This is a genomic window from Actinomycetospora aeridis, assembly GCF_037400275.1.
Taxonomy (GTDB): Bacteria; Actinomycetota; Actinomycetes; order Mycobacteriales; family Pseudonocardiaceae; genus Actinomycetospora; species Actinomycetospora aeridis.
The window spans coordinates 453,481-479,212 of record NZ_JBBEGL010000005.1; the positions used below are offsets into that span (position 1 = coordinate 453,481).

Annotated in this window: 29 protein-coding genes; 9 read left to right on the forward strand and 20 right to left on the reverse strand. The window is 74.3% G+C overall.

Features of this window, described 5'->3' with window-relative positions; genetic code table 11:
- Positions 1-4 precede the first annotated feature (4 nt).
- Both WCD41_RS20310 and WCD41_RS20315 read left to right on the forward strand, forming a co-directional pair.
- On the forward strand, positions 5-556 hold the full coding sequence (locus WCD41_RS20310; protein WP_337715714.1) for a Uma2 family endonuclease: 552 nt from the start codon (positions 5-7) through the stop codon (positions 554-556).
- Positions 553-1,764, forward strand: a complete 1,212-nt coding sequence (locus WCD41_RS20315; RefSeq protein ID WP_337715716.1) for an amidohydrolase family protein — start codon at positions 553-555, stop codon at positions 1,762-1,764. The genes WCD41_RS20310 and WCD41_RS20315 overlap by 4 nt, the downstream gene beginning before the upstream one ends.
- Before the next feature lie 31 nt (positions 1,765-1,795).
- Here WCD41_RS20315 and WCD41_RS20320 read toward each other — a convergent pair whose 3' ends face one another.
- Complete coding sequence (locus tag WCD41_RS20320) at positions 1,796-2,860, reverse strand: plasmid pRiA4b ORF-3 family protein (RefSeq protein ID WP_337715718.1); 1,065 nt, start codon at positions 2,858-2,860, stop codon at positions 1,796-1,798.
- A gap of 161 nt (positions 2,861-3,021) precedes the next feature.
- Between WCD41_RS20320 and WCD41_RS20325 the strand changes: the two genes are divergently transcribed.
- Complete coding sequence (locus WCD41_RS20325) at positions 3,022-4,047, forward strand: GGDEF domain-containing protein (RefSeq protein ID WP_337715719.1); 1,026 nt, start codon at positions 3,022-3,024, stop codon at positions 4,045-4,047.
- Here the strand turns inward: WCD41_RS20325 and WCD41_RS20330 are convergent.
- Genes WCD41_RS20330 through WCD41_RS20365 form a run of 8 tightly spaced genes read right to left on the reverse strand, consistent with a single transcriptional unit; the run spans position 4,044 to position 10,024 of the window.
- Positions 4,044-4,715, reverse strand: a complete 672-nt coding sequence (locus WCD41_RS20330; protein ID WP_337715721.1) for a GntR family transcriptional regulator — start codon at positions 4,713-4,715, stop codon at positions 4,044-4,046. The two genes, WCD41_RS20325 and WCD41_RS20330, sit on opposite strands and share 4 nt — an antisense overlap.
- On the reverse strand, positions 4,712-5,485 hold the full coding sequence (locus WCD41_RS20335; RefSeq protein ID WP_337715723.1) for a carboxymuconolactone decarboxylase family protein: 774 nt from the start codon (positions 5,483-5,485) through the stop codon (positions 4,712-4,714). Before WCD41_RS20335 ends, WCD41_RS20330 begins: the two co-directional genes overlap by 4 nt.
- Complete coding sequence (locus WCD41_RS20340; protein WP_337715725.1) at positions 5,482-6,339, reverse strand: NAD(P)-dependent oxidoreductase; 858 nt, start codon at positions 6,337-6,339, stop codon at positions 5,482-5,484. The genes WCD41_RS20335 and WCD41_RS20340 overlap by 4 nt, the downstream gene beginning before the upstream one ends.
- Positions 6,336-6,734 carry a carboxymuconolactone decarboxylase family protein gene (locus tag WCD41_RS20345; RefSeq protein WP_337715727.1) on the reverse strand — a complete coding sequence of 133 codons (399 nt, stop codon included), beginning with the start codon at positions 6,732-6,734 and terminating at the stop codon, positions 6,336-6,338. The genes WCD41_RS20340 and WCD41_RS20345 overlap by 4 nt, the downstream gene beginning before the upstream one ends.
- The gene (locus WCD41_RS20350; protein WP_337715729.1) at positions 6,731-7,120 is read right to left on the reverse strand and encodes a cupin domain-containing protein; all 390 of its coding nucleotides are present in this window, start codon (positions 7,118-7,120) and stop codon (positions 6,731-6,733) included. The genes WCD41_RS20345 and WCD41_RS20350 overlap by 4 nt, the downstream gene beginning before the upstream one ends.
- Complete coding sequence (locus tag WCD41_RS20355) at positions 7,117-8,007, reverse strand: NAD(P)-dependent oxidoreductase (RefSeq protein ID WP_337715731.1); 891 nt, start codon at positions 8,005-8,007, stop codon at positions 7,117-7,119. Before WCD41_RS20355 ends, WCD41_RS20350 begins: the two co-directional genes overlap by 4 nt.
- Positions 8,004-8,819, reverse strand: coding sequence for an N-acyl homoserine lactonase family protein (locus WCD41_RS20360; RefSeq protein WP_337715733.1), 816 nt, complete (start codon positions 8,817-8,819; stop codon positions 8,004-8,006). Before WCD41_RS20360 ends, WCD41_RS20355 begins: the two co-directional genes overlap by 4 nt.
- Entirely contained in the window at positions 8,816-10,024 is a 1,209-nt protein-coding gene (locus WCD41_RS20365) for an alpha/beta fold hydrolase (RefSeq protein WP_337715735.1), read from the reverse strand. The genes WCD41_RS20360 and WCD41_RS20365 overlap by 4 nt, the downstream gene beginning before the upstream one ends.
- A 99-nt stretch (positions 10,025-10,123) precedes the next feature.
- On the opposite strand from WCD41_RS20365, the gene WCD41_RS20370 reads away from it, so the two are divergent.
- Positions 10,124-11,479, forward strand: a complete 1,356-nt coding sequence (locus WCD41_RS20370; protein ID WP_337715737.1) for an MFS transporter — start codon at positions 10,124-10,126, stop codon at positions 11,477-11,479.
- Between the two features lie 51 nt (positions 11,480-11,530).
- On the opposite strand, the gene WCD41_RS20375 is transcribed toward WCD41_RS20370, so the two are convergent.
- Complete coding sequence (locus tag WCD41_RS20375) at positions 11,531-12,424, reverse strand: SDR family oxidoreductase (RefSeq protein WP_337715739.1); 894 nt, start codon at positions 12,422-12,424, stop codon at positions 11,531-11,533.
- Between the two features lie 87 nt (positions 12,425-12,511).
- Here WCD41_RS20375 and WCD41_RS20380 point away from each other — a divergent pair, with 87 nt between their 5' ends.
- Positions 12,512-13,072 (forward strand): TetR family transcriptional regulator, encoded by a 561-nt coding sequence (locus WCD41_RS20380; protein WP_337715741.1) that lies wholly within the window; start codon positions 12,512-12,514, stop codon positions 13,070-13,072.
- On the opposite strand, the gene WCD41_RS20385 is transcribed toward WCD41_RS20380, so the two are convergent.
- The 6 genes from WCD41_RS20385 to ligD form a co-directional block, all read right to left on the reverse strand.
- A complete protein-coding gene (locus tag WCD41_RS20385; RefSeq protein WP_337716099.1) occupies positions 13,069-14,544 on the reverse strand; it encodes an FGGY-family carbohydrate kinase in 1,476 nt (491 codons plus the stop codon). The two genes, WCD41_RS20380 and WCD41_RS20385, sit on opposite strands and share 4 nt — an antisense overlap.
- Entirely contained in the window at positions 14,544-15,323 is a 780-nt protein-coding gene (locus WCD41_RS20390) for a hypothetical protein (RefSeq protein ID WP_337715743.1), read from the reverse strand. Before WCD41_RS20390 ends, WCD41_RS20385 begins: the two co-directional genes overlap by 1 nt.
- Positions 15,324-15,391: 68 nt before the next feature.
- Entirely contained in the window at positions 15,392-16,396 is a 1,005-nt protein-coding gene (locus tag WCD41_RS20395; protein ID WP_337715745.1) for a DUF2332 domain-containing protein, read from the reverse strand.
- Positions 16,393-17,586, reverse strand: coding sequence for a cytochrome P450 (locus WCD41_RS20400; RefSeq protein WP_337715747.1), 1,194 nt, complete (start codon positions 17,584-17,586; stop codon positions 16,393-16,395). The genes WCD41_RS20395 and WCD41_RS20400 overlap by 4 nt, the downstream gene beginning before the upstream one ends.
- A gap of 22 nt (positions 17,587-17,608) precedes the next feature.
- Positions 17,609-17,758 (reverse strand): hypothetical protein, encoded by a 150-nt coding sequence (locus WCD41_RS20405; protein ID WP_337715749.1) that lies wholly within the window; start codon positions 17,756-17,758, stop codon positions 17,609-17,611.
- Between the two features lie 82 nt (positions 17,759-17,840).
- On the reverse strand, positions 17,841-18,734 hold the full coding sequence (gene ligD, locus WCD41_RS20410) for a non-homologous end-joining DNA ligase (protein WP_337715751.1): 894 nt from the start codon (positions 18,732-18,734) through the stop codon (positions 17,841-17,843).
- Positions 18,735-18,779: 45 nt separating this feature from the next.
- Between ligD and WCD41_RS20415 the strand changes: the two genes are divergently transcribed.
- Entirely contained in the window at positions 18,780-19,295 is a 516-nt protein-coding gene (locus tag WCD41_RS20415; RefSeq protein ID WP_337715754.1) for an RNA 2'-phosphotransferase, read from the forward strand.
- Here WCD41_RS20415 and WCD41_RS20420 read toward each other — a convergent pair.
- Both WCD41_RS20420 and WCD41_RS20425 read right to left on the reverse strand, forming a co-directional pair.
- The gene (locus tag WCD41_RS20420; RefSeq protein WP_337715756.1) at positions 19,277-19,666 is read right to left on the reverse strand and encodes an NUDIX domain-containing protein; all 390 of its coding nucleotides are present in this window, start codon (positions 19,664-19,666) and stop codon (positions 19,277-19,279) included. The genes WCD41_RS20415 and WCD41_RS20420 overlap by 19 nt on opposite strands.
- A 4-nt stretch (positions 19,667-19,670) precedes the next feature.
- Positions 19,671-20,945, reverse strand: a complete 1,275-nt coding sequence (locus WCD41_RS20425) for a hypothetical protein (RefSeq protein WP_337715757.1) — start codon at positions 20,943-20,945, stop codon at positions 19,671-19,673.
- Between the two features lie 150 nt (positions 20,946-21,095).
- Here WCD41_RS20425 and WCD41_RS20430 point away from each other — a divergent pair, with 150 nt between their 5' ends.
- The gene (locus tag WCD41_RS20430; protein WP_337715759.1) at positions 21,096-22,367 is read left to right on the forward strand and encodes a ferric reductase-like transmembrane domain-containing protein; all 1,272 of its coding nucleotides are present in this window, start codon (positions 21,096-21,098) and stop codon (positions 22,365-22,367) included.
- Between the two features lie 4 nt (positions 22,368-22,371).
- Here WCD41_RS20430 and WCD41_RS20435 read toward each other — a convergent pair whose 3' ends face one another.
- Positions 22,372-23,385, reverse strand: a complete 1,014-nt coding sequence (locus WCD41_RS20435; protein ID WP_337715761.1) for a helix-turn-helix domain-containing protein — start codon at positions 23,383-23,385, stop codon at positions 22,372-22,374.
- 173 nt (positions 23,386-23,558) lie between these two features.
- Between WCD41_RS20435 and WCD41_RS20440 the strand changes: the two genes are divergently transcribed.
- On the forward strand, positions 23,559-24,338 hold the full coding sequence (locus WCD41_RS20440) for an endonuclease/exonuclease/phosphatase family protein (protein ID WP_337715763.1): 780 nt from the start codon (positions 23,559-23,561) through the stop codon (positions 24,336-24,338).
- An 18-nt stretch (positions 24,339-24,356) separates the two neighbouring features.
- Positions 24,357-24,812, forward strand: coding sequence for a DNA polymerase ligase N-terminal domain-containing protein (locus WCD41_RS20445; protein WP_337715765.1), 456 nt, complete (start codon positions 24,357-24,359; stop codon positions 24,810-24,812).
- Here the strand turns inward: WCD41_RS20445 and WCD41_RS20450 are convergent.
- Complete coding sequence (locus WCD41_RS20450; RefSeq protein WP_337715766.1) at positions 24,803-25,666, reverse strand: SDR family oxidoreductase; 864 nt, start codon at positions 25,664-25,666, stop codon at positions 24,803-24,805. The genes WCD41_RS20445 and WCD41_RS20450 overlap by 10 nt on opposite strands.
- Positions 25,667-25,732: the final 66 nt, after the last annotated feature.

The window sequence follows — 25,732 nt, forward strand, 5'->3', positions numbered from 1 at the left end:
ACGCATGACGACGGACCCGTGGCCGACGCGTCTGCTCGACCTGGACGAGTTCCGTGCGCTCCCCGACGACGACCGGCGCAGCGAGCTCGTGGAGGGGGTGCTGAGCGTGACGCCCCCACCGTCCGTTCGGCACCAGCGGATCGCGGATCGTCTCGCGCGGGCGGTCGACGATGCGCTCCCGGTCGAACACTGCGCGGTGACCGCCGTCGGGATCGTCCTCGAGGGCGGCCCGACGCCCACCGTGCGGGTGCCGGACGTGGTCGTCGTGCGGCACGACGCGGTGGACGACCGGCCCGACCTGGACGCGAGCGACGTCCTCGCCGTCGTCGAGGTGCTCTCCCCCGGCTCGCGCCGGCGTGATCGGATGGTCAAGCTCGCCGAGTACGCCGAGGCCGGCATCCCGCGTTACGCGATCGTCGACCCGGGCCCGCCGGTCGTCCTCACCGCGTTCGCCCTCGACGGCGGCCGGTACGGCGAGGGCGCCGAGCACCGGGGCCGCACCGTCGTCGACCTGGGATGTCCGATCCCGGTGGATCTCGCCACACTCGCGGGATGACGACCATCGCGGGAGCCCGGGTGTTCGACGGGAACGACGTGCTCGGGGTGGCGAGCGTGTCCGTCGAGGACGGGGTGATCACCGCTGTCCGCCCCGGCGCGCAGGAGACCGGGGACGTCGACGGCCGCGGGATGACCCTGCTCCCGGGGCTCATCGACGCCCACGTGCACCTGCGCGGCGCCGGCAACCTCGGCCAGGACCTGCGCCACGGCGTCACCACCGTGCTCGACATGTTCTCCGCGCCGCCGCAGTTCACCGCCGTGCTGCGGGGACGCGCGGCGACGCGCACCGACGAGGCCGACCTGCGCAGCTGCGGTCTCATGGCCGGCGCCGTCGACGGCTGGCCTGCGGTGATCGTGCCGCCGGACCCCTCGGGCTGGCACATGCCGGGGCTCTCGGCCCCGGAGGACGCCGAGCAGTTCGTCACCGAGCGCGTCCGCGAGGGGTCGGACTACATCAAGGTCTTCGTCGAGAACCCCGCCGACGTCGACCGGCCGGTGCTCAGCCCGGAGACGGTGACCGCCGTGTGCGCCGCCGCCCGGGCGCACGGCCTGCTGACGGTCGCCCACGCCCCGACGTGCTGGGCGTTCCGCGCCGCGATCGAGGCCGGGGTCGACGTCCTGACCCACGTGCCGCTGGACGGGCCCCTCGACGACGCGATCGACGACGACACCGACCTCACCGGCCTCGTCGTCTGCCCCACCCTCGCGATGATGCGGGCACGCGCCGACGCCCGGAGCACCGACGACCTGCTCGCCGACCCGCGCCTGCTCGCCGGGCTCGACCGCGAGGTGGCCGACGCGCTGCGGGCCGGCGACCGGGGCCACGTGCCGGTCAGCGACCGCCCCGGCACGTCGTACGCCCACGCGGCCGACAACGTCGCGCGCCTGGCCGAGGGCGGCGCCGCGATCCTCGCCGGCACCGACGCCAACGACGTCCCGGGCCACGCGGCGGCCGTCCTGCACGGCGCGTCCATGCACCTCGAGCTCGAGCTGCTCGTCCGCGCCGGCCTGTCGCCCCGTGCCGTGCTGCGCTCGGCGACCTCGCTGCCCGCCGGCGTCTTCGGGCTCGCCGACCGCGGCCGCATCGCCCCGGGACAGCGCGCCGACCTGCTGCTCGTCGCCGGCGACCCGCTCACCGACATCACCGCGACCCGCGACGTCCGGGGCGTCTGGCGCTCCGGTGTACGCCTCTCTACAACTTTCTAGGGACTGCCGTAGAAAGCCCGAGAGAGTCCGATCAGGACACCCGCGGCTCCAGCAGTCCCGTGCGCGGCAACCACCAACCCGCCTCGGGACCGGCGCGCCACGTGCGGTCCTGCCAGCTGTCGTTCTCGACGACCTGCCCGAGGGCCAGCAGGAGCGGGCGCTGGTCGACGAGGGCCATGTCCATGTCGTCCTCGGACAGCGGGCTCCGTCCGTCGAGGCTGTACCGGAACCCGAACCCGGCGTGGAACTCGGCGGCGAGCGCCTCGGGTTCCTGCGGTCCGTCCACGAGCAGCACCGACACCACCGCCCCGACGACGAGGCCGGCGAACGTCTCCGGCCTGTACGCCGACCGCGTGCGCCGGAGGACCTCGGCGGGGTCGGCGGCCGCCTTCGTGGGCGCGAGGACACCGTGGCGGTGACGGGCGAGCCCCGCCGCGAGCACCAGATCGTGAACGGCCTCGAGCGGAGGCAGGTCGTCCTCCCGGTGCGCGGGCTTGCCCTCCGCGCCGAACAGGTGCCAGTCCGGGACCCGCTGCTGGATCTCGCGAACGGTCTTCTGCGGGAGCCGGCGCTGCGGTGTCACCTTGACCCCGGGCGCGAGGACGTCGAGGACGACCTGGACGCCGGGTGGCACGCGGCCCAGCACGCGACGGATCCGGGTCCCGATGCGGTCGGCGTCGAACGGGCGCAACTCCTTCGCGGCGAGGGCCTCGAGATAACCGGGCGCGCCACCGATGTCGTCCTGCGGCTCGTGCCCCTCACCGGACACGAGCCCCGGCTCCTCGCCGCCGGCGCCGAGCACCTCGACCGCGGCGGACCAGCTGTCGCCGAAGTCGTAGTCGTAGGTGAACGCTGCTGAGAGGTCGGTCAGGCGTGCCGACGACGCCAGGAGGACGTCCTCGGGAGCGTCCTCGTCGCCGGGCCCGAAACGCTTCTCACCGACCCCGAACTCGTACAGATGGGTGTCCTGGAAACCGAGCGCCGCCTGGAACAGCAGGTGCAGCTCGTCGACGGACACCGCCGCCGGGACATCGAGCACCCGCAGTACCAGCGGCTCGACCCCGTCCAACCTCACCTGCAGCCGCGTGGTCCGCATCCGCACACCTCACCACGGGTCACGTCGACGCCCATCGGTGCCGTCTCGATCCTCAGGTCGGGTGATGAAGGGGACCTGGTCGACCCGGGTACGCGGGAAGTGGCCACACTTGTCGACGACGGCAGCGGTCGGGAGGGCCGCGTCTGCCGGGGGGAGGAATCGTGACGTCCACCCAGGACCTGCGGGTCGCGGCGGAACTCGCGCCGCCGCGCGCCTTCGACACGGCCTGCCGGATGGTGGTCGACTACCTGTCGCGGATGGTCCCGCTCGACGCCTGGGTCGTGACCCGGGTCGCCGACGGCCAGCAGACGATGCTGGTCACCACCGACTCGGGATACGGCCTCACGCCCGGTCAGACGGCGGCGTGGTCGAGCTCGATGTGCCAGTACATGGTCGCGGGTGCCGCGCCGCGGATCGTGCCGGACACCCGCGCCGTGCCGGACCTCGCACGCATCGCGTCCGAGGCGTCCGCCCACGGCATCGAAGTCGGCACCTACGTCGGCACCCCGATCGTCACCGGCGAGGGCAGTCTGTGGGGCACGGTCGTCGGGATGAACCGCCGCCCCGTCGACCCGGACGTGGTCGACCAGGAGCCGCTGCTCGACCTGCTCTCCAGCCTCCTGTCCTCGGTGCTCGAGGCCGACACCGCGGCCGTCGACTCCGCCCGGGCCCTCGAGCGGGCGGTCAGCGACGCCGAGACCGACGCGCTGACCGGCCTGCTCAACCGGCGTGGCTGGGAGCGCTGGCTCGAGCGTGAAGACGAGCGGTTCCGGCGCTTCGGCGACCCGGCGTCGGTGGTGACGCTCGACCTCGACGACCTCAAGGTCGTCAACGACACCGAGGGGCACGACGCCGGCGACCGCCACCTGCGCCACTGCGCGGCAGTCCTGCGCTCGACGATCCGCAGCACCGACCCGCTCGCCCGGCTCGGCGGCGACGAGTTCGCGCTGGTCGCGCAGGTGGGCGTCGACGACGCGCAGCGGCTGGTCGAGCGGCTGCGCGACGCCCTCGACTCCGCGGGCGTGCCGTGCTCGATCGGCGCCGCCCCGTTCACGGTGGCCGGCGGCTTCCCCGGCGCGTGCGCCGACGCCGACGCGCTCATGTACTCCGACAAGCGTGCCCGGCGCGGCGGCCACCGCGGCGTGCCCGGCCCTCGCCACCAGCCGCCGGACCTGCCGACCGCCTAACTCGTGAGCTGCGCCGTCGCGGTCTCGGCGGCGTGGCGGATGTGGCGCACGCACGCCTCGGCAGCGGCGTCCGCGTCACGGGCCTCGATCGCGTCGACCACCGCGCGCAGCTCCTCCGCGGCCCGGGCGGGGCGGCCCGGCGCCGACAGCGAGGTCGCGCGCAGCAGCCGCACCCGGGCCTGCAGCCCGGCGAGGGTCTGCTGGAGCGGGCCGCTCGCCGAGCCCTCCATGAGCACCTCGTAGAAGCGGTCCTTCGCGCCGAGGTGGTCGCCGCCGCCGTCGGCGCTGCGCGCGATCTCGTCGACGGCCGCCCGCAGCGCCCGCACCTGCTCGGCCCCGGCCCGCTGCACGAACCGGCGCACGGCCAGCGCCTCGAGCGAGGCACGCATCTCGTAGATGTCGGCCGCGTCGGACGCCGACAGCGACGTCACCTCGGCGCCGCGCTGGGGGACGACGGTGACCAGGCCCTCGGCGGCGAGCTGGCGGATCACCTCGCGGACGGTCGCCCGCGACACCCCGAGGTTCTCGGTGAGCTCCCGCTCGATGAGCCGCTCCCCCGGCTTGAGCCGCAGGTCGAGGATCGCGGCGCGCACCCGGTCGGTGACCTGCTCGCGCAGCGGCGCGGCGACCCGCGGCAGCGGCTCGGATCCCCACACCGACGACGTCACGTCCCGATCGTGCCATCCCGTCCCGCGAGCTCGGCGAGGATCGGCGCCGCCGTCGTCGCGGCGTGGATGCCGACGAGGGACGCGATCTCGAACATCTCGAGGATCTCCGCGACGGTCGCGCCATGGCCGAGCGCGTTGCGCAGGTGCAGCTTGAGGCCCGGCACGTAGAGGTGGGTCGCCGAGGCGTCGAAGGCGCAGTAGACGAGCTCCTTGACCTTCGGCTCGAGCGTGCCCGTGTGCCAGGGCACCGAGGAGAACGCGACGTAGGCCTCGAACAGGTCGGGGTCGAGCTCGAGGATCTCGTCCCAGAACGTGTGCCAGTAGCCGCGCGTCGCCGTGAACTCGGCCTTGAGCCGCTCCTGGCGCTCGTCCAGCGGCGCCGGCCCGTCGCGCAGGCCTTCCTCGACGAGCACCTCCACCAGCAGCGGGACGCCGATGTTGGCGGCGTGGATACCGAGGGTGCTCGTGAGCTCGAGGACCTCCAGGATCTCGGCCGGCGTTGCCCCCTCCTCGAGCGCGGCGGCCACGTGCCGGCGGATCCCGGGCGTGTGCAGGTGGGTCGCGGCGGCGTCGACGGCGAGGTGGAGCAGTTCGCGGACCTTGGGGGACAGTGCTCCCGGCGAACGGCGCCACGGCACCGCGGCGAGGTCGAGGGAGGCGCGCACGAACGCGGGGTCGAGCGCGAGCATGTGCTCCCAGGACTCGTCCCAGCCGCCGCGCACGCGGACGAACTCGTCCTTGATGGCCTGCTGCTCGTCGGTGAGTGTCACGACGCCTCCTCTCGCAGCCAGCGAGCGATCTCGGTGTGGTCCGCGCCCGGTCCCAGCGCGGCGAGGGCGTCGTCCCAGAGCGCCACGGTGGCCGCCGCGTGCCGGGTGGGCACGCGCGTGCTCCCGGCGAGGTCGAGGGCGATGTGGATGTCCTTGACCATGAGCCCGATCCCGAAGCCGGCCCCGTAGGTGCCGGGCAGGATGTGGTTCGGCCACTTGTTCTCGGTCGAGCCGCTACGGCCCGACGAGCCGTTGACGACCTCGAGCATCACCGCCGGGTCGAGCCCGAACTCCTCGCCGACGAGCACCGCCTCGGAGCTCGCGGCGAGGTGCGCGGCCGACATGAGGTTGTTCAGCGCCTTGAGCGCGTGCCCGGCGCCGACCGGCCCGACGTGGCGGGGGCGGCCCATCGCGGCGAGCACCGGCTCGAGGTCGGCGACGACGTCGTCCGGCCCGCCGACCATCACCGCGAGCGTCCCGGCGCGCGCCCCGGAGACACCGCCGGAGACCGGGGCGTCGACCAGCACGCGGCCCGTGTCGGCCAGCCGCGCGGCGAGCGCGCGGGTCCGCAGCGGCTCCGACGAGCTCATGTCGACGATCACCCGGGCCGCGTCGAGCTCGGCGACCACCGCCTCCACGACGTCCGAGTTCGGCAGGCAGAGCAGGACGGCGTCGGCGCCGTCGGCGCTCGCGGCCGCGGAGTCGACGACGGTCGCGCCGGGCACCGCGTCGGCGAACGACGCCCGCGCGTCCGCCGACGCGTCGTAGGCGCGGACGGCGAGGCCCGCGTCGACCAGCCGCGAGGACATCGGCGTCCCCATGTGCCCGAGGCCGACGAAACCGAGCGTGGTCACAGCCGTCCCTCCTCGGACAGCACCTTCTCGGCCACCCGGAAGGCCTCCAGCCCCGCCGGCGCGCCGCAGTACACGGCCGCCTGCAGCAGGGCCTCCTGGATCTCGTCGGTGGTGACGCCGTTGGTGAGCGCGCCCCGCACGTGCACCGCGAGCTCGTGGGAGCGCCCGAGCGCGGTGAGCATCACGAGGTTGAGCAGGCTGCGGGTGCGCCGGTCGAGCCCCGGCCTGTCCCATACCTCGCCCCAGCAGGCGCGGGTCACCCACTCCTGCATGGGCCGCGAGAAGTCGGTGACCTGGGCCATCGAGCGCTCGACGTGGGCCTCGCCGACGACCTCCTTGCGCACCGCGAGCCCGCGCTCGAAGCGCTCGTCGGTGCCGTTGCGGCTCGCGCTCATCGTCCGGCCTGCCCGTACTCGTCCTCGGAGACCTCGTCGAGCCACGTCGTTGTGCCGAGCGAGGTCGCGAGGTGGGTCATGATCGAACCGGGTCCGGCGCCGTGCCAGTGCCGCTCCCCCGGCGGGACCCACACGACGTCGCCGACCGTCAACGGCTCCGGCGTCTCGCCGTGGGTGCACACCCATCCGGTGCCGGCGGTGACGACGAGGACCTGGCCGCGCTCGTGGTGGTGCCAGAACGTGCGCGCGCCCGGTGTGAACGTCACCGAGTTGATGGTGGTCCCGTCGGTGGTCGGCAGCACGGGGTCGCCCCACACCGTCCCGGTGAAGGTGGCGGTCCGGGCTTCGGTGACGGCGCCGTCGGCGCGTCCGTGGACGATCTTCACGAGGGCTCCTGGGTGGGGTCCGGCTGCTGGATGCGCACGCCGCCGGCGAGGTCGCCGAGGGCGTCCACGACGCGGTTGGAGATGACGTCGCCGTAGCCGAGGTGGGCGGCGACGCCGAACGAGGCGACGGGCCCGGCGGCATTCAGCGACGGCACGCCGAGCCGGCCGAGCAGCTCGGTGTAGAGGGTGACGTCCTTGGTCATCAGGCGGCTGGTCAGCCCACCCTCGAGGTAGTCGCCGTCGACGATGCGCGGGAAGCGGTTCGTCGAGGCGAACGACTGCCCGCTGCCGCCGTTGATCGCGGCGAGCAGGGTGCGCAGGTCGAGGCCCGCGCGCTGCCCGGCGACCATCACCTCGGCGGTCGCGGACAGCGTGACGGCGTTGAGGAAGTTGTTGAGCAGCTTCGCGGTGTGCCCGGCACCGACCGGGCCGAGGTGGTGGACGGTCGCGGCCAGCGGCGCCAGGACGGGCCGGATCGCGTCGACGGCCGCGGCGTCACCGCCCGCCATGATCGTCAGCGTGCCCTTCTCCGCGGCCGCCGCCCCGCCGGAGATGCCGGCGTCGAGGAACAGCACGCCCTGCGCGGCGGCGTCGCGGGCGAGCGCGACCGTCGACTCGGGGGAGGCGGTGGAGAGGTCGACGACGGTGGCGCCGGCGCTCGCCTCGGGCAACAGCTCGTGGACCACCGGCTCGACCACCGTCGAGTCGGGCAGCGAGAGCAGCACGACGGGGCAGCGCCGGGCGACCTCCGCGGGGCTCGACGCCGCCACGACGCCGTCGCACGCGGCCGCCGGGTCGTGGCCGACGACCTCCCACCCGGCGTCGACGAGCCGGCGCGCCATGCGCCCGCCCATGTTGCCCAGCCCGATCATGCCGACCGGTGTCACCGGTGGTCACCTCCCACGTCGAGACGGATCACGAGGTCGTCGATGCCGGTGCCCTCGGCCCGGCCCGGGAAGCGGCGCCCGACGTCGACGTCGTGCCCGGCGACGAGCACGCGTCCGGGCACGGCGGTCAGCTCGCGCAGCGTGTCGAAGCCCGCGTACATGGCCTCGAGGTCGGCGACGACGAAGAACGGCCGGTCCTCGGTGAGCTCGTCGTAGAAGTGCAGCGCGTCGGCGGCGAGCACGATCTCCCCGCCCGCGACGGCGACCCGGCCGATGAGCTGGCCCGGCGTGTGCCCGCCGACCTCGAGGAGCCCGAACCCGTCGCCCAGCTCGCACCAGCCGGAGAACGTCGTCACCCGGCCCTCGTCGCGGGCGCGGGCGAGGTCGGCGATCTCGTCCTCCTCGGTCGAGTGTGCGAACTGCACGCGCCCGGCGTGCGGGCCGGTCCAGAACGCGAGCTCCCGCGCCGTCATGACGATCTCGGCGGCCGGGAAGTGCGCGAGGTTGCCGATGTGGTCGTAGTGGGCGTGGCTCACGACGAGCCGGTCGACCGTCGCGGGGTCCACGTCGAGGGCGCGCAGGGCGTCGACGGGGTCGACGAGCACCTCGCGTCCCCGTCGCCGTCCCACCTCGGGGTCGAAGCCGCAGTCCACGACCGTCGTGCGTCCGCCGCCGCGGACGAGCCAGAAGAAGTAGTCCATCCGGAACGCCTCGTCGGGCTCGCCGTAGACGTGCCAGTTGAGGTACGCCTCGCCCCGGGTGGTGACACGGGTGCCGTAGCGGACGGCCCAGACCTCGTTGCCCTCGTTCATCGCACCTTCTCCAGCACGGGCAGCAGGTACTCGAGCAGCCCCTCGGGGTCCTCGGCCATGGGGAAGTGGCCGCGACCGGGCATGACGACGAGCTCGCCGCCGAGCTGGTCGGCGGCGCGGCGGCTCATCTCGGTGGTGGCCGAGTAGTCGTACTCGCCGCTGAACACGTAGAGCGGGCAGGTGGCGCGGCCGAGCGCCGCGGCGATCGGCGGGAAGTCGATCGAGTAGAACGCCGTGTCGCCCTGGTAGACGCCGGGGCCGTTGCTCGCGTAGCCCCACAGCGTCTGCGCCCGCGGCCCCTCGGGGCTGGCCGGCGCGATGAGGCCGCCGACCCAGCTGGCGAGGAACGCGGAGTGGTCGACGTCGGCGCGGTGGGTCCACTCGACGAAGCGCCCGGGGCTGCCGAGGCCTCCCTCGAGGGCACACACCCCGCGGAAGCGCTCGCCGTGCTCGGCGGCGAGGTAGAGCGCGATCGCCCCGCCCATCGAGCAGCCCAGCAGCACGGGGCGCTCGAGCTGCAGGGCGTCGGCGACCGCGAGCACCGTCGCGGCGTAGGTCGCGGTGTCGAGCGTGTAGCGGCGGTGCTGCCAGTCGTCGGGCGGGTCGGAGCGTCCGTGCCAGGGCATGTCGAAGGCGACGACGCGGTGGTGGTCGGTGACGCGCGGGTCCTCGAGGAGGCCGCGGAACTGGCGGGAGTCGGCGCCCGCGGTGTGCAGGCAGAGCAGCGGCGGGCCTTCGCCGGCGGTCTCGACGAAGATCCGCCGCCCGACCCCTTCGACAGTGAGGTGCAGGTAGCGACCGACGCTCGGCCCGAACCCCGGCGGTGGCGACGGCGGGTCGGGGCGCGTCGGCGTCGTCGTCCCGCGGAGGGCGGCCAGGAACCGGTCGATGGCCGGGGCCGCGCGGGCCCAGACCTCGCGCCGGCCGGTGATCCGCTCGCTGCCGCGCGTGGCGACGAGGGCCTGGGCCGACGTCGCGCCCCGCGGCGGCGGCTGGGCGCAGAACGCCTCCCACTCGTCCGCGGAGACGGCGAAGCCGACGTCCCAGGTGGCGTTGATGCCGGGGGCGCCCTCGTGGCGGACCGCCCCGTCGACGACGCGGACGACGTGGCGCTCGGACCCGATCTCCAGCAGCACGCTCCAGTCCGGGCCGGGTGGGATCCCGACCAGCAGGTCGTCGGTCAGCCTCTCCGGGTCCAGCGCCATGCGTGCCTCCCGCCTGGTGACGTCCAGCCTGTTGACGTCTGACTGTGACCGACCCTACGTTCTCGATTGTCTGACAGCCAGACATGGGAGGTGGGCTCGATGGCGAGCCAGGAGGCGACCACCACGACTCCGGTCCCCGAGAGCCCGGAACGCGCGGCGAAACGGAAGTCGGCGACCCGCGGCGCCTTCTTCGCCGAGTTCGTCGACATGTTCGACATCTACCTGCCGACCGTGGTGCTCACCCCGGCGCTGCTCTACTTCCAGCCCGCCCAGCTCGACCCGGGCACGACGGCGATCTTCACGTCGCTGGTCTTCGTCACCACGCTCGTCGGGCGCCCGATCGGCGCCGCGGTGTTCGGGGCGCTCGCCGACCGCGTCGGGCGCCGGCGCAGCACGATCGTCTCGGTCACCGGCTTCGGCGTGATCACGCTGCTCATCGCCCTGGTGCCGGGCTTCACGACGATCGGCATCGCCTCGTACTGGCTGCTCATCGTGCTGCGCTTCCTCGACGGCATCTGCCTCGGCGGCGGCTACACGGGCGCGCTGCCGCTGGCGATGGAGTACTCGACGAAGAGCCGTCGCGGACTGGTCGGCGGGATCATCCTCTCGGCGTTCCCGCTGGCCTACATCGTCATCAACCTGGTCGCCCTGGCCGGCTTCGCGCTCTTCCCGCTGGCCGGGCCGGACTCGCCGTACGCGGTGTGGGGCTGGCGCGTGCCGTTCGTGCTGGGCGCGCTCCTGGCGTTCGTCCTGGCGATCTACTACGTCCGCAGCGTCTCCGAGTCGGAGATCTGGGAGGCCGCCGAGGCCGCGAAGTCGGAGGGCACGTCGCAGGGCAGCGCCGGGCGCCCGCTGCTCGCGGTGCTGCGCAGCCCGGAGTTCCTGCAGGTCTTCGCGATGATGACCGGCTTCTGGCTGACCCAGAACCTCGTCACGCTCTTCCTCCCGACGACGGTGCTGCGCAACCTCGTGGGCCTGACGAACACCCAGCTGACGGTCACGCTGCTGCTCGCCTACGTGTGCCTCGTCGGCAGCTACATCGGCGCCGGCGTGCTGGGCCAGCGCATCGGGCGGCGGCGGTTCTTCGTCATCGGCGGCGCGCTGATCGCCACGGTCGGGGTCGCGCTGATGGCCGTGCTCGTCAACGGGCGCGGCCTCCCGCTCGGTGTGGTGATCGTCGTCGTCTGCGCGTTCTCGGTGGTGGTCACGGCGCCGTGGGGCGTCGTGCTGCCCTACATCACCGAGCGCTTCCGCACCGACGTGCGCGCCTCCGGCTTCGGGCTCGGGTTCAGCGTGTCGGTCGTGATCCCGAGCTTCTACGCGTTCTTCCTCGAGGGCCTCGGCTCGTTCATGCCCTACGCGACCGCGGTGCTCGTGCTGCTCGCCTTCGGCGGCCTGCTCGGGGCCGGCGGCGCAGCCGCCGGCCCCGAGACGAAGGACGTCGACTTCACGTAGGTGGCCTCCGGCCATGTGAGCACTTTCGCGTGCCGGAGCACGCGAAAGTGCTCACATGCCGTAGGCACCCGCCTTGATGTCCTCGAGCAGGCCGGGACCGGTCGGCGTCCAGTCGAGGAGCTGCCGGGTGTGGTCGCTCGTCGCGGACAGGTCCATCGCGAAGAACCCGCCGATGAAGCCGAAGTGCTCGACGGCGTCGGCCGCCGTCACCGACGTGACGGGCACGCCCAGCACGCCGCCGATCGCCTGCGCGATCTCGCGGGTCGGGACCGCCTCTTCGGCGACGGCGTGCAGCCGCGCCCCGGCCGGCGCCTGTTCGAGCCCGAGGCGCACGAGCCGCGCGGCGTCGCTCACGTGCACCGCCGACCAGCTCGCCGAGCCGTCGCCGACGTGCGCGGAGACGCCCTGCCGGCGGGCGGCGGCGGTGATCAGGGCCATGAAGCCGTGGTCGCCGTCGCCGTGGGTGGTCGGCGCGAAGCGGGCGCTGATCGCGCGCACACCGCGGTCGACGTAGGCCAGCGCCAGGTTCTCCGTCCCGCCGCGCGGCGCCCCCGGCCCGATCGCCGGGGACGGGTCGGCCTCGGTGCCGGGCCGTCCGACGGCGAGCCCGGCCACCCCGCCGGCCACGACCAGCGGCTTCCCGCTGCCGACGAGCGCCTCGGCGAGGGTCTCGACGGCCACGCGCTCGGCGCGGTTCGACTCCGCCATGTTCGCCCAGTCGTGCTTGTTCGCGAGGTGGACGACCCCTTCGGCGTCGACCGCACCCCGGCGCAACGACTCGACGTCGTCGAGGTCCCCGCGCAGGACGGAGGCGCCCTTGCCCTCCAGCGTCGACACCGACGCCTCCGACCGCGCCAGCCCGACGACCTCGTGACCGGCGCCGAGCAGCTCGTCGACGGTGGCGGAGCCGATCCAGCCGCTGGCTCCGGTGACGAAAACACGCATCTCGCGTGGCCTCCCTCTACGCTCATGTCAGGTACTGACATCACCGTACTCCGTGATGTCAGGAGCTGTCATCAGTAGGGTGACGCCATGGTCCGCTGGAAGCCCGGGGCGCGCGAGCGGCTGCAGGCCGCCGCCCTCGAGCGGTTCGCGGCCGTGGGCTTCGACGGCACGACCGTCGCGGAGATCGCCGCCACCGCGGGCCTCACCGAGCGGACGTTCTTCCGGCACTTCGGCGACAAGCGCGAGGTGCTCTTCGCCGGGCAGGACGAGTTCGAGAGCCTCTTCCTGCAGGGGATCGAGGCGGCGACCGGCGACGACCCGATCGCGATCGTCGCCTCCGCCCTCGAGAGCGCGGCGGCGTTCTTCCCTGAGGAGCGACGCTCCTGGTCGCGGGCGCGCCAGCACGTCATCGACGCCGACCCGGGCCTGCAGGAGCGCGAGCTGCTCAAGCTCTCCGGACTCTCCGGCGCGATGACCGACGCGCTGCAGCGCCGGGGCCTCGACCCGACCCCCGCCGCCCTGGCCGCCGAGACCGGCGTGACGGTGTTCCGGGTGGGGTTCACGACCTGGATCGCCGAGGGCGAGGAGCGGACGTTCGTGGCGATCCTGCGGGCGGTGCTCGCCGAGCTGCGCGCGCTGCTGGCTTAGCCGCCCCGCCGCTGGTCCTCCGCCAGGAAGTGCGCCGCGTCGGCCGTCGCCGGGTAGAGCGCGCGGTAGTGCTCGTGGAAGGCGTCGTAACGGGCGGTGCGCTCGGAGTCGGGGCGCACGGTCGCGACGATCGGGTTCCAGACGCCGGCGTCCGCCTCGGCACCGAGCGCCCGCGCCGCGAGCAGCGCATCGCCCAGCGCGGCGCCGGTCGTGTCGGCGGGGACCTGCTGGTCCCGGCCCGTCACGTCGCTGACGATCTGTGTCCACAGCCCGCCGCGGGTGCCGCCGCCGACGGCCACGAGCCGCGGGTCCGGGCCGCCGGCCTCGCGGAACGCGTCGAGGTTGTGGCGCACGCCGTGGGCGATGCCCTCGAGCGCGGCGCGGTAGATCTCGGCACGCCCGTGGCTCGTGGTCAGACCGAGCAGGAGCCCGCGGGCGTCGGGGTCGAGGACCGGCGTGCGCTCGCCCGCGAAGTAGGGCAGCAGGAGCAGCCCGCGCGCGCCCGGCGGGACGTCGGCCGCCTCGGCGACGAGGGTCGCGTAGTCGGCGCCGACGAGGTCGCGGATCCATGCGGTGATCGCGCCCGAGGTGGCCATGCCCGCCGCGGTGGTGAACGAGCCGGGCGGCACGCCGCGGGTCGCCCACAGCGCCGGGTGCCGGACCGGCGCGTCGGTGACCTGCACCAGGAACATCGTCGTGCCGTACATGACCATGGTGTCGCCCGCGGCCTGCACGCCGACGCTGGTCGCCTCGGCCCAGGCGTCGATCGTCCCCGCGATCACCGGCGTGCCCGCGCGCAGGCCCGTCGCCTCGGCCGCCTCCCGCGTCACCGTCCCGGCGACCTCCCCGGGCCAGAGCAGCCGCGGCAGTGGGAGGCCGGGGGCGACGACCTCGGCGAGGTCGGGCGCCCAGCCGGCGGCCTCGAGGTCGTACATCGGGTCGCACTGGCTGGCCGAGTGGTGGTCGAGGACGTACTCGCCGGTCAACCGGTGCACGAGGTACGAGCTCGCCATGAGGAAGTGTCGCGTCGCGGCGTAGACCTCCGGCTCGTGACGCTGCAGCCAGCGCCACTTCGGGCCGACGGCCTGGCTCGAGAGCGGGGTACCGCCGCGGGCGACGATCTCCTCGGCGCCGATCTCCTCGGTGAGCTCGGCGATCTCGCGGGTGGCGCGGGTGTCGACGCCGTAGAGGATCGCCGGGCGCAGCGGCCGCCCGTCGGCGTCGGCGGGCAGCAGCACCGGCCCGATGCCGCTGACGCCGACCGCGTCCGGCGTGCCGTGGGAGAGCAGCTCGCGGGTGAGGTGCACGACGTCCGCCCACCAGACGCCCTCGGCCTCGTGCTCGACCCACCCCGGACGCGGGAACGACGTCGCGTGCTCGACCTCGGCGCGCGCCACGACCCGACCATGGTCCGCGTCGACGAGGACGCCCTTCGACGACGACGTCCCGACGTCGACCCCGAGCACCAGCATCACGTGACCTCCACCAGCGCCTCCCGCGCCGCTGGATCGCGATGGAAGCGCTCGATCGTGGCGAACAGGACCCCCGGTGCGACGGCCAGGCACGTCGTGATGATCGCGACGTCGGCACCGAGGCGCCGGCTGCGCATCAGTCGCCGGTGGAGTCGGCCGGTGCCCTCGACGACGGCGGGGTCGCTGACGATGAGCCCGATGTAGCGGGTGCGGGAGTTGTTGGCTGCCATCTCGATCGCGTACACGGCCAGGACGGCGTTCCACGGGACCCGGGTCCGGGTGCTCCCGCGCTCGATCACCAGGTGGGTCGGGGTGAGCACCACCCGACGGCCGAACGCGTTGACCACCGCCAGCGCGGCGAACGGGAGGAGCATCGCGGCCAGGCCCCATCCGATCACCGCCCCCATCACGTCGTCGCTCGCCAGCGCGATCAGGGTCCCGAGGACGACGAACCCGGCGAGCCCGGCGCCCATCCCGAGCAGCCGGCCCGTCGAGTACGCGAAGACGAGACCCCACTCGGGCGGACCGGTCCCGGTGAGCTCGACCAGGCGCGCGTCACGCCGCGTCGCCGGCCACGAGCCGGCGGCGGGACCGAGCAGCCCCAGGCCGAACGCGAACGCCGCGAGTGCCGGGCCCGGGCCGTCGTCGTCCCCGCTCGCGACCAGGACCGCTGCGGAGAGCATCAGCACGGCGCCCGGGACGCCCAGCAGGAGCGAGAACAACCGCCCACCCCACCGGGGTCGCGTCCAGCCGGCCGGCCACGGCTCGTCCTCGATCACGGGTGGGAGTCTGCCCTCGCCGACGGGGCGCGGGGCGTCGATCGCCGGGATCGGGGCGGGCACCTCCCTCACCCGGTGTCCGGACCGAGCCACTGCAACCACGCGCCGTGGCCGTCGACCCAGGCCACCGGGTCGTGCCCGTCCCGAGCCAGCAGGAACGGCGGCGGGCCGGGCGGCGGGTCCGGGAGGTCGGTCGGCGGCGGCGACGACAGGTCGGCCAGCACGCTCGGCGCTTCACTGGCGAGCCACACCGCGTCGAGCTCCCCGACCGCCGCGGCGAACGCCCGACGTCGCTCCGCGGGGAGGTAGGTCAGCACGGCGGAGTGGTAGACGACGAGCGTCGCGTCCTTCGGTGCCTGCGCGGCGAGGGCGGGCAGCTCGTCGACGAGGTCGCCGGGGACGACGCGCGGCGGGTCGGCCGGCGCGACCTCGGCCGCCGCCCGCAGCCGCTCGGCGCGTCCGGGCTGGCCCGGCCATACGAGGCACTCCAGCCAGCGCAGGTCCTCGGGGTCGGCGACGTCGAGCGGATCGAGGTCGATCCCGGCGCGCCAGGCCACCGACGGCGCCGCGGTCGGAATCGGCGCGGGCCCGAGGACGTCGCACGGCAGCAGCGGGGCGCCCTCGATCCGGACCACCTCCTCCCCGGCGCGGCGGTAGGAGTAGCCGTAGCGGTCCGGGAGCAGGCAGAGCCCCGCGCTCGCCCCGACCTCGAGCAGCGCGAGCGGCCCGTCGATCGCCGCCAGCGCGGGCAGCAGGGTGGCGCAGCGGGCGGGCTCGTTGGTCTGGGTGCGCCGGGCGATCATCGTCGTCGCGACCTCGTCCCGGCGTCCGAGGACGACCTCCCGGAAGGAGGCGTGGTCGGGCTGGACGCCGGCGAGGAACCGAACGGTCGCGAGCAGCAAGTTGGGTTGACGCTTCGCGGGCGGGAGCGCCTCGAGGAACGCGAGCAGCTCCGGGTCGTCGGCGACGGCGGCGGTGAGCTCCTCGTAGAGCGGGCTGCGGCCCCGGGCCTCGGTCGAACTGAACCGCCGGTAGTTCTCGGCGACGCCGAGCTCCGGCTCGTTCCCGATCACCAGGCCAACGGCAGCCGGTGCAGCCCGTAGATCAGGGTGCGGTGCCGGAACTCGGGCTCCCCGGCCAGCCGCAGCCCGGGGAAGCGCTGCAGCAGCGCCGGGAACGCCACGCGCATCTCGATGCGGGCCAGCGGGGCGCCGAGGCAGTGGTGGATGCCGTGGCCGAAGGCCAGGTGCGGCGACGGCGGGCGCGTGATGTCCAGGGTCGCGCCGTCGGAGAGCAGCGCCGGGTCACCGTTGGCCGCGGCCAGCGACGCGATCACGAGGTCGCCCGCGGCGACCGGGTGCCCGCCGAGCGTCGTGTCCTCCGTCGCCGCGCGGGGGAAGCCGCCGTGCACGACCGTCAGCCACCGCAGCAGCTCCTCGACCGCCCCGTCGACGGCGTCCGGGTCGTCGCGGACGCGCGCCAGCTGGTCGGGGTGCTCGAGCAGGGCGAGCGTGCCCAGCGACAGCATGTTCGACGTCGTCTCGTGCCCCGCGACGAGCAGGAGGTTGCCGATCCCGATCAGCTCGTCGTCGGTGACGTCGTCGGAGTGCTCGCGGATGAGCATGCCCAGCAGGTCGTCGCCGGGGTCGGCGCGGTGCCGGGCCACGAGGGCGGACATGTAGGCCCGCGACGCGTCGGCCAGCCGCATCCGCTCGGGCGCGGAGATCGTGCTGTCCAGCGACTTCGCGCTGCGCTCGGTGAACTCGGCGCGGTCGTCGTAGGGGACGCCGAGCAGCTCGCAGATCACCATCGAGGGCACCGGCAGCGCGAAGTCGTCGACCAGTTCGGCCGGGGGTCCGACCTTCTCCATGGCGTCGAGGTGCTCGGCGACGATCTCCTCGACCCGCGGGACCAGCCGCTTCATCCGCTTGACCGTGAACTCGCCGGTGAGCATCTTGCGCAGCCGCGTGTGGTCGGGCGGGTCCTGGCCGAGCAGGTTGCCGGCCTGACGGCGGCGCCACTCGGCCTCGTCCCGCCCCGCGGCGACCATCGCCGGCGGGGGCGGCACCGCGTCGAGCCGGAAGCGCTGCGGGTCGCCGTGCAGCTCGCGGGCGTCGGCGTAGCGGCTGACCATCGTCGCCTCGTGCCCGAACGGCGTCGTCACGTGCGCCGTCTCGCCCGACTCCCGCAGCGCCGCGATCTCGCGCAGCAGCGAGAACCCCTCGCGCTGCGCGGCCACCTCGCCCGTCCAGTGCTCCGCCATGCCCCGATGGTGCTCCGCGCCGTCAGCCCGCGCCCGTCCCGTGACCGCTTCCTCCGGATTGCACCCGCACCGCGATGCCGTCGAGGTACGCGGCGACCGCACGCTCGAGGATGCCCTCCTCCGCCAGCACGTCGTCCGTCTCGAACCCGCCCGCGTGCCAGAGCCGCGTCATCGCGGGGTAGCTCGCGAGGCACGGGGTGTCTCAGCCTGGCGTCCACGCTGACGTTGGACGTCAGGAAATCCGCCAGCTCGGATCAGGGCAGCGCCCGCGCGTGGTCCCGGAGGCCGGCCCACGGGTCGGCCTTGCGGGCCAGGCGGCGCGGGATCGACCGCACGTCGTGCTGGTCGGGCGTGACGCGGGCGAGCTCGTCCCAGTCCAGCGGCGTGGCCGTCGGACCGCCGGGCCGGGCGCGCGGCGCGTACGGCATCACCGCGGTCTGGCCGTAGGCGTTGCGCCCGATGTCGAGGAACGTGCGCCCGTGCCGCGCGTCCTTGCGGACCTCGGTCGTCAGCTCGTCGGGGTGCTCGGCAGCGACGGCCTCGGCGATCTCGACCGCCGCGGCGCGGACCGCGTCGTGCCCGGCCGTGCCGTCCAGCGGCGCGACGACGTGGTAGCCGCGGCTGCCCGTGGACTGCAGGAACGCGACCAGACCACGTCCCTCGACCGCCGCCCGCACCGCGCGGGCGACGTCGCGGATGCCGGCGAGGTCGATGCTCTCGCCCGGGTCGATGTCGACGATCAGCCGGTCGGGCTGCTCGAGCGACCCGGCGACGGCGTTCCAGCCGTGCAGCGTCACCGTCCCGAACTGCACGAGCCGGACGAGATCGGCGAGCTCGGCGACCTGCGGGTGGTGGACGACGTCGTCGCCGTCCTTCTTCTGCTCGCGCCGTGGCGTGTCGACGGTGTGCAGCCCCTTCGGCGCGCGCTTGCCGGCGTCCTGCTGGACGAACCCGCCCGCGTCGAGCCCGTCGGGGAAGCGCTGCAGCGTCAGCGGCCGGCCCGCGAGGTGCGGGAGCACGGTGGCACCGATGGCAGCCCAGTACCGGGCGAGGTCGGCCTTCGTGACGTCCTCACCGCCGTCGCGGGCGGGCAGGAGCACCTTGTCCGGGTGCGTCACCTCGACGCCCTCGACGGTCTCGCCGCTCATGACGGTGCGTTTGCCTCGAGCGGCGCGCCGACAAACCCTGCGTCGATGGACCGGACGCGGCTCTCGAAACGCATGTCCCGGGCGCTGCGCCACGACCCGGGGCGTGTCGGGCTGGTGCTCGACGACGCCGGCTGGACGTCGCTCGAGGCGCTGTGTCGCGCGCTCGGGGTGTCGGCCGCCGACGTCGAGGACGTCGTGCGCCATGGCTCGAAGCAACGCTACGAGCTCGTCGAACGCCGCATCCGCGCGCGCTACGGGCACTCGCTGCCGGGGCACGTGGACCTGCCGCCCAGCGATCCGCCGCCGGTGCTGTTCCACGGCACGGGCGCCGACGCCGTCGCGACGATCTTGCGCGACGGTCTCCACGCGGGCGGCCGCCAGTACGTGCACCTGTCGCCGTCGGAGGCCACCGCCCGCGAGGTCGGGGCGCGCCACGGACGGCCGGTGGTGCTCACGGTCGACGCGCGGGCGGCCGCCGCCGACGGCGCGGTGTTCCGGCGCGGCAACGACGACACCTGGCTCACCGACGACCTCGCCCCGCGCTACCTCCGCCCCACCTGAGGGACGATCAGGTCGACGAGCGCCCGCGGACGGGCGTCGGTGGCGTCGAGGTCCTCGAGCCGGTGCCACCTGGCCACCAGCTCGGGCTCCTGGCTGACGGGGTCCCGGACGTCGAGGGTGACGACGAAGACGTGGTTCACCTCGTGGTGGGCGACGCCGCCGTCGGACCAGGTGTTCTCGAGCTCGCCGAGGCGCGCGTCGACCGTCGCCGCGGCACCGAGCTCCTCGCGCAGCTCGCGGTGCAGCGCGATCTCCGGCGTCTCCCCGGCCTCGACGTGCCCGCCGGGGAAGAACCAGAAGGTCTCCGTGACCCCGCGCATCAGCAGCAGCGCGCCGTCCCGGACGACAACGGCGCGGGCGATGACCTCCACCGGGTCATCCTGGCTGGTCGGCCTCCTCGCGCACGCGCATCGTCACCGTGCGGCGCTCCGGCGCGTCCAGCGCCTTCGGCACGTCCCCGGCGTCGACGGTCTCCTTGACGGTCGGCTCCGGCTCCTTCGACAGCGCGCTCCCGAGGTCGACGAGCCAGCTCCCGACGGTGCGCCGGACGTCGATCGCGACGGCCTCGGCGCGCAGCCCCAGCTCCGACAGGGCGTCGCCGAGCGTCGGGCTCGGGTCGGGCACCCACGAGTCGATCTGCTGCTGGCGGGTGGCCGCGAAGTCCTCGACCTGGGCCCGCAGCGCCTTCACCGAGGCCGGCAGCTCGTCGCGGGTGAGGAAGCGGGACCCGTCGAGCGGGCCGAGCTTGCCGAGCCGGGAGAGGGCGTGCTCGAGGTCGTTGATCAGCCGCTGGTCGGCGGCGGCGTTCTCCTCGAGGAGGGTCTTCGCGGCCATCGCCTCGCCGACCAGCGCGTCCGGCTCGGTCCTGCGGATCTGGTCGAGCTTGAGCGAGCGCCACAGCAGCCGGCACTGCTCGGCGAGCACCAACAGGCGCAGGTTGCGGGCGAAGAACTCGTCGTCCACCAGCCGCTGCGCCTGCTCGAGCCGCTCGCCGGCGTCCCCGTCGAGCGGGAGGTCCTGGATGCGGCGGTGCAGCAGGACGCGGAGGCGGTCGGCCGCCTGCTGGGCCGTCACCTCGTGGGGCGCGACCGCGTCCCAGCCCGCCTGGGGGATCGACCCGGTGTCGTCGGCCTGCTTGCGGGCATTGGCGAGCACCCGGTAGAGCCCGGCGAGGTCGCCGATGGCGGAGGCCTCGGCCGTGCGCTTGAGGTCGTCGACGTCGGCCGCGATCCGCTCGACCGCTCGCTTGACCTCCTCGATGGCGAGCCGCAGCGCCAACATGACCAACGTCCCCTGCATGTTGGCCGCCTGCAGCCCGCTGATGGGACGCAGCCGCATGTTGTGCATGAAGAGACCCTTGGCATCGCGCACCGTGGGCAGGAAGGCTCCGGTCCCGTCCGGCACCCCGCGCTGCAGCAGCTGCGCCCACTTGACGGGGTCGACCTGGACGAGCGCGGCGGCGGCCTGCTTCGCGCCGATCACAGCGCTCAGGACCGCCACGGCGTCGGCGGCGGGTCGGAAGTCGGTCACGCTCATCCGCCGCCGCGGTTCGAGCTCCGCGACGAACCGGTCCACGGCGCCCTCGTCGCCCGTGATGAGGAAGCGCCCGTCCTCGGCCCACGCCACGACCTCGCCCTCGGAGATCGCCATCGGCACGGTCGCGTGATCTCGCACGGTGTCCCCCGTCGTCGCCCAGTGCGCAGCCCGAACGGGACCGACGGTAACGAAAGGGTCACGGACTCCCCGAACGGGACCGGCCGTCGTGGCGCTCTCCCTAGCGTCTGCCGTCGTGATCGAGCGATGACCGAGCGTGGACGGGCCTGGGCCATGGGGCTGGGCATGGTCCTGGTCATGCCGCTCGTGGCGCTCGCGCTCTCCCTCGCCTCGCCGCGCCTCGGCGAGACCGTCACGTGGGCCAGCGCGTTCGGGCTGGTCGCGGCGGTGCTGATGGCGCTGATCGTCGCGCTGGTCTCGCGGGTGCGCGGGCTGACGCGGCTGCTCGGCGTCGAGGTCAGCAACCACGTGCACCGCCGCCTCGGCGTCGCCGCGGCCGGCTTCACGGTCGCCCACATCGTGGCCGCGGTGGCGAAGTCCCCGCGTGGCCTGGAGATGCTCAATCCGTTCGCCGTCGGCTGGCCGCTCAAGACGGGGATCGCCGCGACCGTGCTCATGCTGGTCGGGGCCGTGGTGCTGCCGCGGCCGGCGGTGCGGCGCTACGGGCAGATCGCGCGCGTGCACGCGGTGCTCGGCGTGCTCGTGCTGCTGCTGACCGGTGCGCACGTGTGGCTGTTCGGCAGCCTCGCGGTCAACCCGCTGATCGGTGTGCCGGCGGCCGCGCTCGGGGTCGTCATGTTCATCGTCCTGCTCCGGCGCTGGGTGATGCGCCCGGCGGTGTCCCCCGGGACGCACCTGGTGTCGGCGATCCGGCCTGAGTCGGAGGACACCTCGACGGTGGTGCTCGCGCCCGCCGACCGCCCCCTCGACCCGCCGCCCGAGCCCGGCCAGTTCGTGTGGGTCCGGCTGCGGCGCACGCCGATCGCCGAGGAGCACCCCTTCACGATCGCCGCCTCGACCCGCTCGGGCGTGCTGGAGTTGACCGTCCGCGACCAGGGGCCGTTCAGCGGCGGCCTGCTCGATCTCGAGCCCGGCCGGGCGGTGTGGGTCGACGGCCCGCACGGCTCGTTCGTGCCGACACGGATGGTCGATGACGTGACCGGCGGCCTCGTGCTCATCGCCGGCGGGGTCGGTGTCACCCCGATCATGAGCATCCTGCGGGCGCACGCCGCGGCCGCCGACCCGCGGGCCCACGCCCTGCTGCTCGCCGAGCGCGAGGGCGAGGCGCTGTTCGCCGCCGAGATCCTCGCGCTCTCCCGGCGTCTCGACCTGTCCGTGCTGCGCACGGGCGGTCGCTGGCTCGACGCCGCCATGCTCCGCGCCGTCATGCCCGACGGCGGCGCGTGCCGCCACCAGTACTTCGTCTGCGGCCCGCCGACGCTGGTCGGGGCCGCGATCCACGGGCTCGGCAGCCTCGGCGTCCCCGCCGGAGCGATCATGACCGAACGGTTCGGCTGACGGGCTACGCCCGCAGGGTGTCGCTGGGCGTGCAGCCGTAGACGTGCCGGTACTCGGCGGAGAAGCGCCCGCCGTGCACGAAGCCCCAGCGCGCCGCGACCGCCGCGACCGTGTCGCCGGCGGTCGGGTCGCCGCCGCGCAGCTCGCGGTGGGCGCGGTCGAGACGGACCCGGCGCAGGTGGCCCAGCGGCGTCGTCTCGCGGTGGCGGGCGAAGGCGTGCTGCAGCCCGCGCGCGCCGATGCGGGCGGCCGCGGCGATGTCGTCGAGACCGACCGGTTCGTGCGCGTGCTCCTCGATGTAGGCCACGGCCCGCCGGACCGTCGCCGGCTCCGCGCGCCCCGGGCCGCCGCGGGTCGTGTCCCGGGCGGCGTCGAGGGCGGTGTTGGGGAAGGTCAGCAGGACGGTGGTGGCGAGGTGGCGCAGCGTCTCGACCTGCACGAGCGTCGACGACAGGGCCGTGGGGTTGGCGAGGGTGTCGCGGCCGAGGTGGCTCAGCGACCGCAGGAAGTACTGCTCCCGCGCGGCGTCGAGGGGGTGCATCGACCAGAACCGGACCTCGCTCGCGGCCAGCCCCGAGAGCTCGGCCCCGATCCGCTGCACGGCGTCCGCGTCGATCGCCTGCCCGACAACGTCGACCTCGTCGTCCCAGTCGCTGTCGAATCCCTCCCAGCTCGGGATCATCCGCAGGCCGGTGGCCTCCTCCGGCCCGCAGACGAAGCGCGCCCGCCCGGTGATCGGCATGAGCACGGTGGTGCGCGGCACCGGAGCGCACCGCACGTCCATCCCGACGCTGTGGCGGACACGGTCGACGCAGAAGCCACCGCGCGGTGTCTCCACCGCCCGCGAGGCGATGCTCAGACGGGCGTCGCGGCGCGGTGCGGCGAAGCGCGGCTGCTGGTCACCGTAGGTGGACCGCATGAGCTCGACGGCCTCGTCGGTGCCCGACGCCGTGAACCGCCGGCGCACGACCGGTCCGCCGTCCCCGCCGTCGTCCGGCGGATCGTTCTCTGGGTGCACGTGTCCCCCCGGCACCTCACCGGGCGACCGGGCGGTGGGGTGTCACCGGCCCGGGCACCCGAACCCTCGTCCACCGCAGGTTCCGCCGTGGCACTCCCCGTCACGATAGAGCCGGGGTCACCGATGATGGGGCGGTGCGGCGGTGGCGGCAGGCACTCCAACGACAGACCGTCGTGGTCCTCCTCGGCCTGACGGTGGCGTGCGGCGCGCCGTCCGGCCCAACACCGCCCCCCGCGGCCGCACTGCGGGTCACGACGTGGAACGTCCAGACCGGGGCGCACGACCCGGACGAGTGGGCTCCGGTGGTCGCCGACCTGCGGCCGGACGTCCTGGCGCTCCAGGAGGTCTGCACCCGCGACGCCGAGGGCCTCGCCGAGCTCCTGCGCCGTGACCACGGCCTCGAGTACGCCGTGGTGCGCGGGCCGATCCGGCCGCCCTCGCCGGCGGAGGCGAACGCTCCGGTCAACGCCGCGCTGGGCCCGGCGTGCGACACCGGGCCGAACGACGTCCTCTACGGCGTGGCGGTGCTCTCCCGCCTGCCGGTGGGACCGCCGCGGATCGTCACGTTCCCGCCCGACCGGCGCGACGAGCAGCGTGGCTACCTGTCGGTCGACGTGACGACCCCGGCCGGCCCGGTCGCCGTGCTGAACAGCCACATCGGCCTGGATGGCGTGCAGTCCGACCAGATCCGCCGCCTCGCGGACGGCGCGGCCCGCCCGGGGCCGACGGTCGTGCTGGGCGACCTCAACGTCGACCCGACCGACCCCGACCTGGCCCCGCTGCGGGACGGGTTCGCCGAGGTCGACCCGTCCGGCGAGGTCCCCACCACGGACCGCGGGAAGATCGACTACATCTTCCTGCGGGGCCTGGTGGCGGCCGGGCCGCCGCAGTCGCCCGAGGTCACCGCCTCCGACCACCGTCCGCTGGTCGCCGACGTGCGGGTCGGCCCGTGAGCCCACCGAGGTCCCGCCATGGCTGACGGCCGCTTCGTCATCCAGCGCCACCACGCGACGAGCCTGCACTTCGACGTCCGGCTCGAGATCGACGGCGTGCTCGTCTCGTGGGCCGTGCCCAAGGGCCCGTCGACCGACCCCGCCCAGCGCCGGCTGGCACGCCGGGTCGACGACCACGCGCTCTCCCACATCGACGTCGAAGGCCGCCTCGGGACCGGCACCGTGATCGTCTGGGACACCGGGACCTACGACCTGCGCACCGAGGGCACCGCCGCCGACGCGCTGGCGAACGGCCACCTCACCGTCGCCCTGCACGGCGTGAAGCTCGCCGGCGGCTACGCCTTCATCCGCACCGGCGGCGACGCCTGGCTGCTGATCAAGACGAAGGACAAGGACGCCGACCCCGGGCGCGACCCGGCGCGGGACGAGAACGCGTCCGTGCTGACCGGGCGCACCAACGACGACTACGTCTGAGCCGGCACGGCGGACCTCAGAACCTCCGCCAGGGGCGTCGCTGGCCGCCCGACCAGGCGGGCCAGCGTGGGATCGGCCGGCGCGAAGTCGCCGCGGCGGCTGGCGGCGAACATGGTCAGCAGCATGCGCGCGGCCGTCTCCGGGACGCCGTGACCCACGAGGTCGGCGACGTACTCGTCGTCCGAGACCACCACGCGGCGGATCGTCCGACCGGCGACCTCGGACGCCACCGCGGCCACGTCCTCCATGGTGAGGGCCTCCGGCCCGGTGAGCGGCGGAGAGATGCCCTCGAACATGTCTCCGGTCAGGGCGAGCGCGGTGACGTCGGCGAGGTCCCCGTGGGTGGTCCAGGCGACCGGCCCGTCCTCGGGGACCCGGAGCTCGCCGGTGTGCCAGGCGCCGCGGAGCAGCATCGGGACGGTCGAGGAGTAGAAGCCGTTGCGCAGCGACGTCCACGCGACGCCGCAGGTACGCAGCATCTCCTCGGTGGCCGCGTGGTCGGCCATCGGCGCCATCGGTGAGGTCGGCTCGGCGCCCCGGTGGCTCGTGTAGAGGACACGCTCGGCCCCGGCTGCCACGGCTGCATCGATGGCCGTGCGGTGCTGCCGCAGCGCCTCCTCGCCCAGCACGTTCGCCGACACGACCAGCACCTGCGACGCGCCCTCGAAGGCGTCGGCGAGGCTCGACGGGTCGGTGTAGTCGCCCCGGCGCACCCGCACGCCGCGTTCGGCGAGGTCCCGGACCTTCTCGGGATCGCGGACGCTCGCCCCGATCCGCCCGGCGGGGACGAGGTCGAGCAGCCGCTCGAGGACGGCGCGGCCCAGCTGGCCGCTCGCTCCGGTCACGACGATCATGGCTTCTCCGTTCCGCTGATAACACGTCGACGTTAGCACTGGTGTTATCGATGGAAGCAAGAGTTG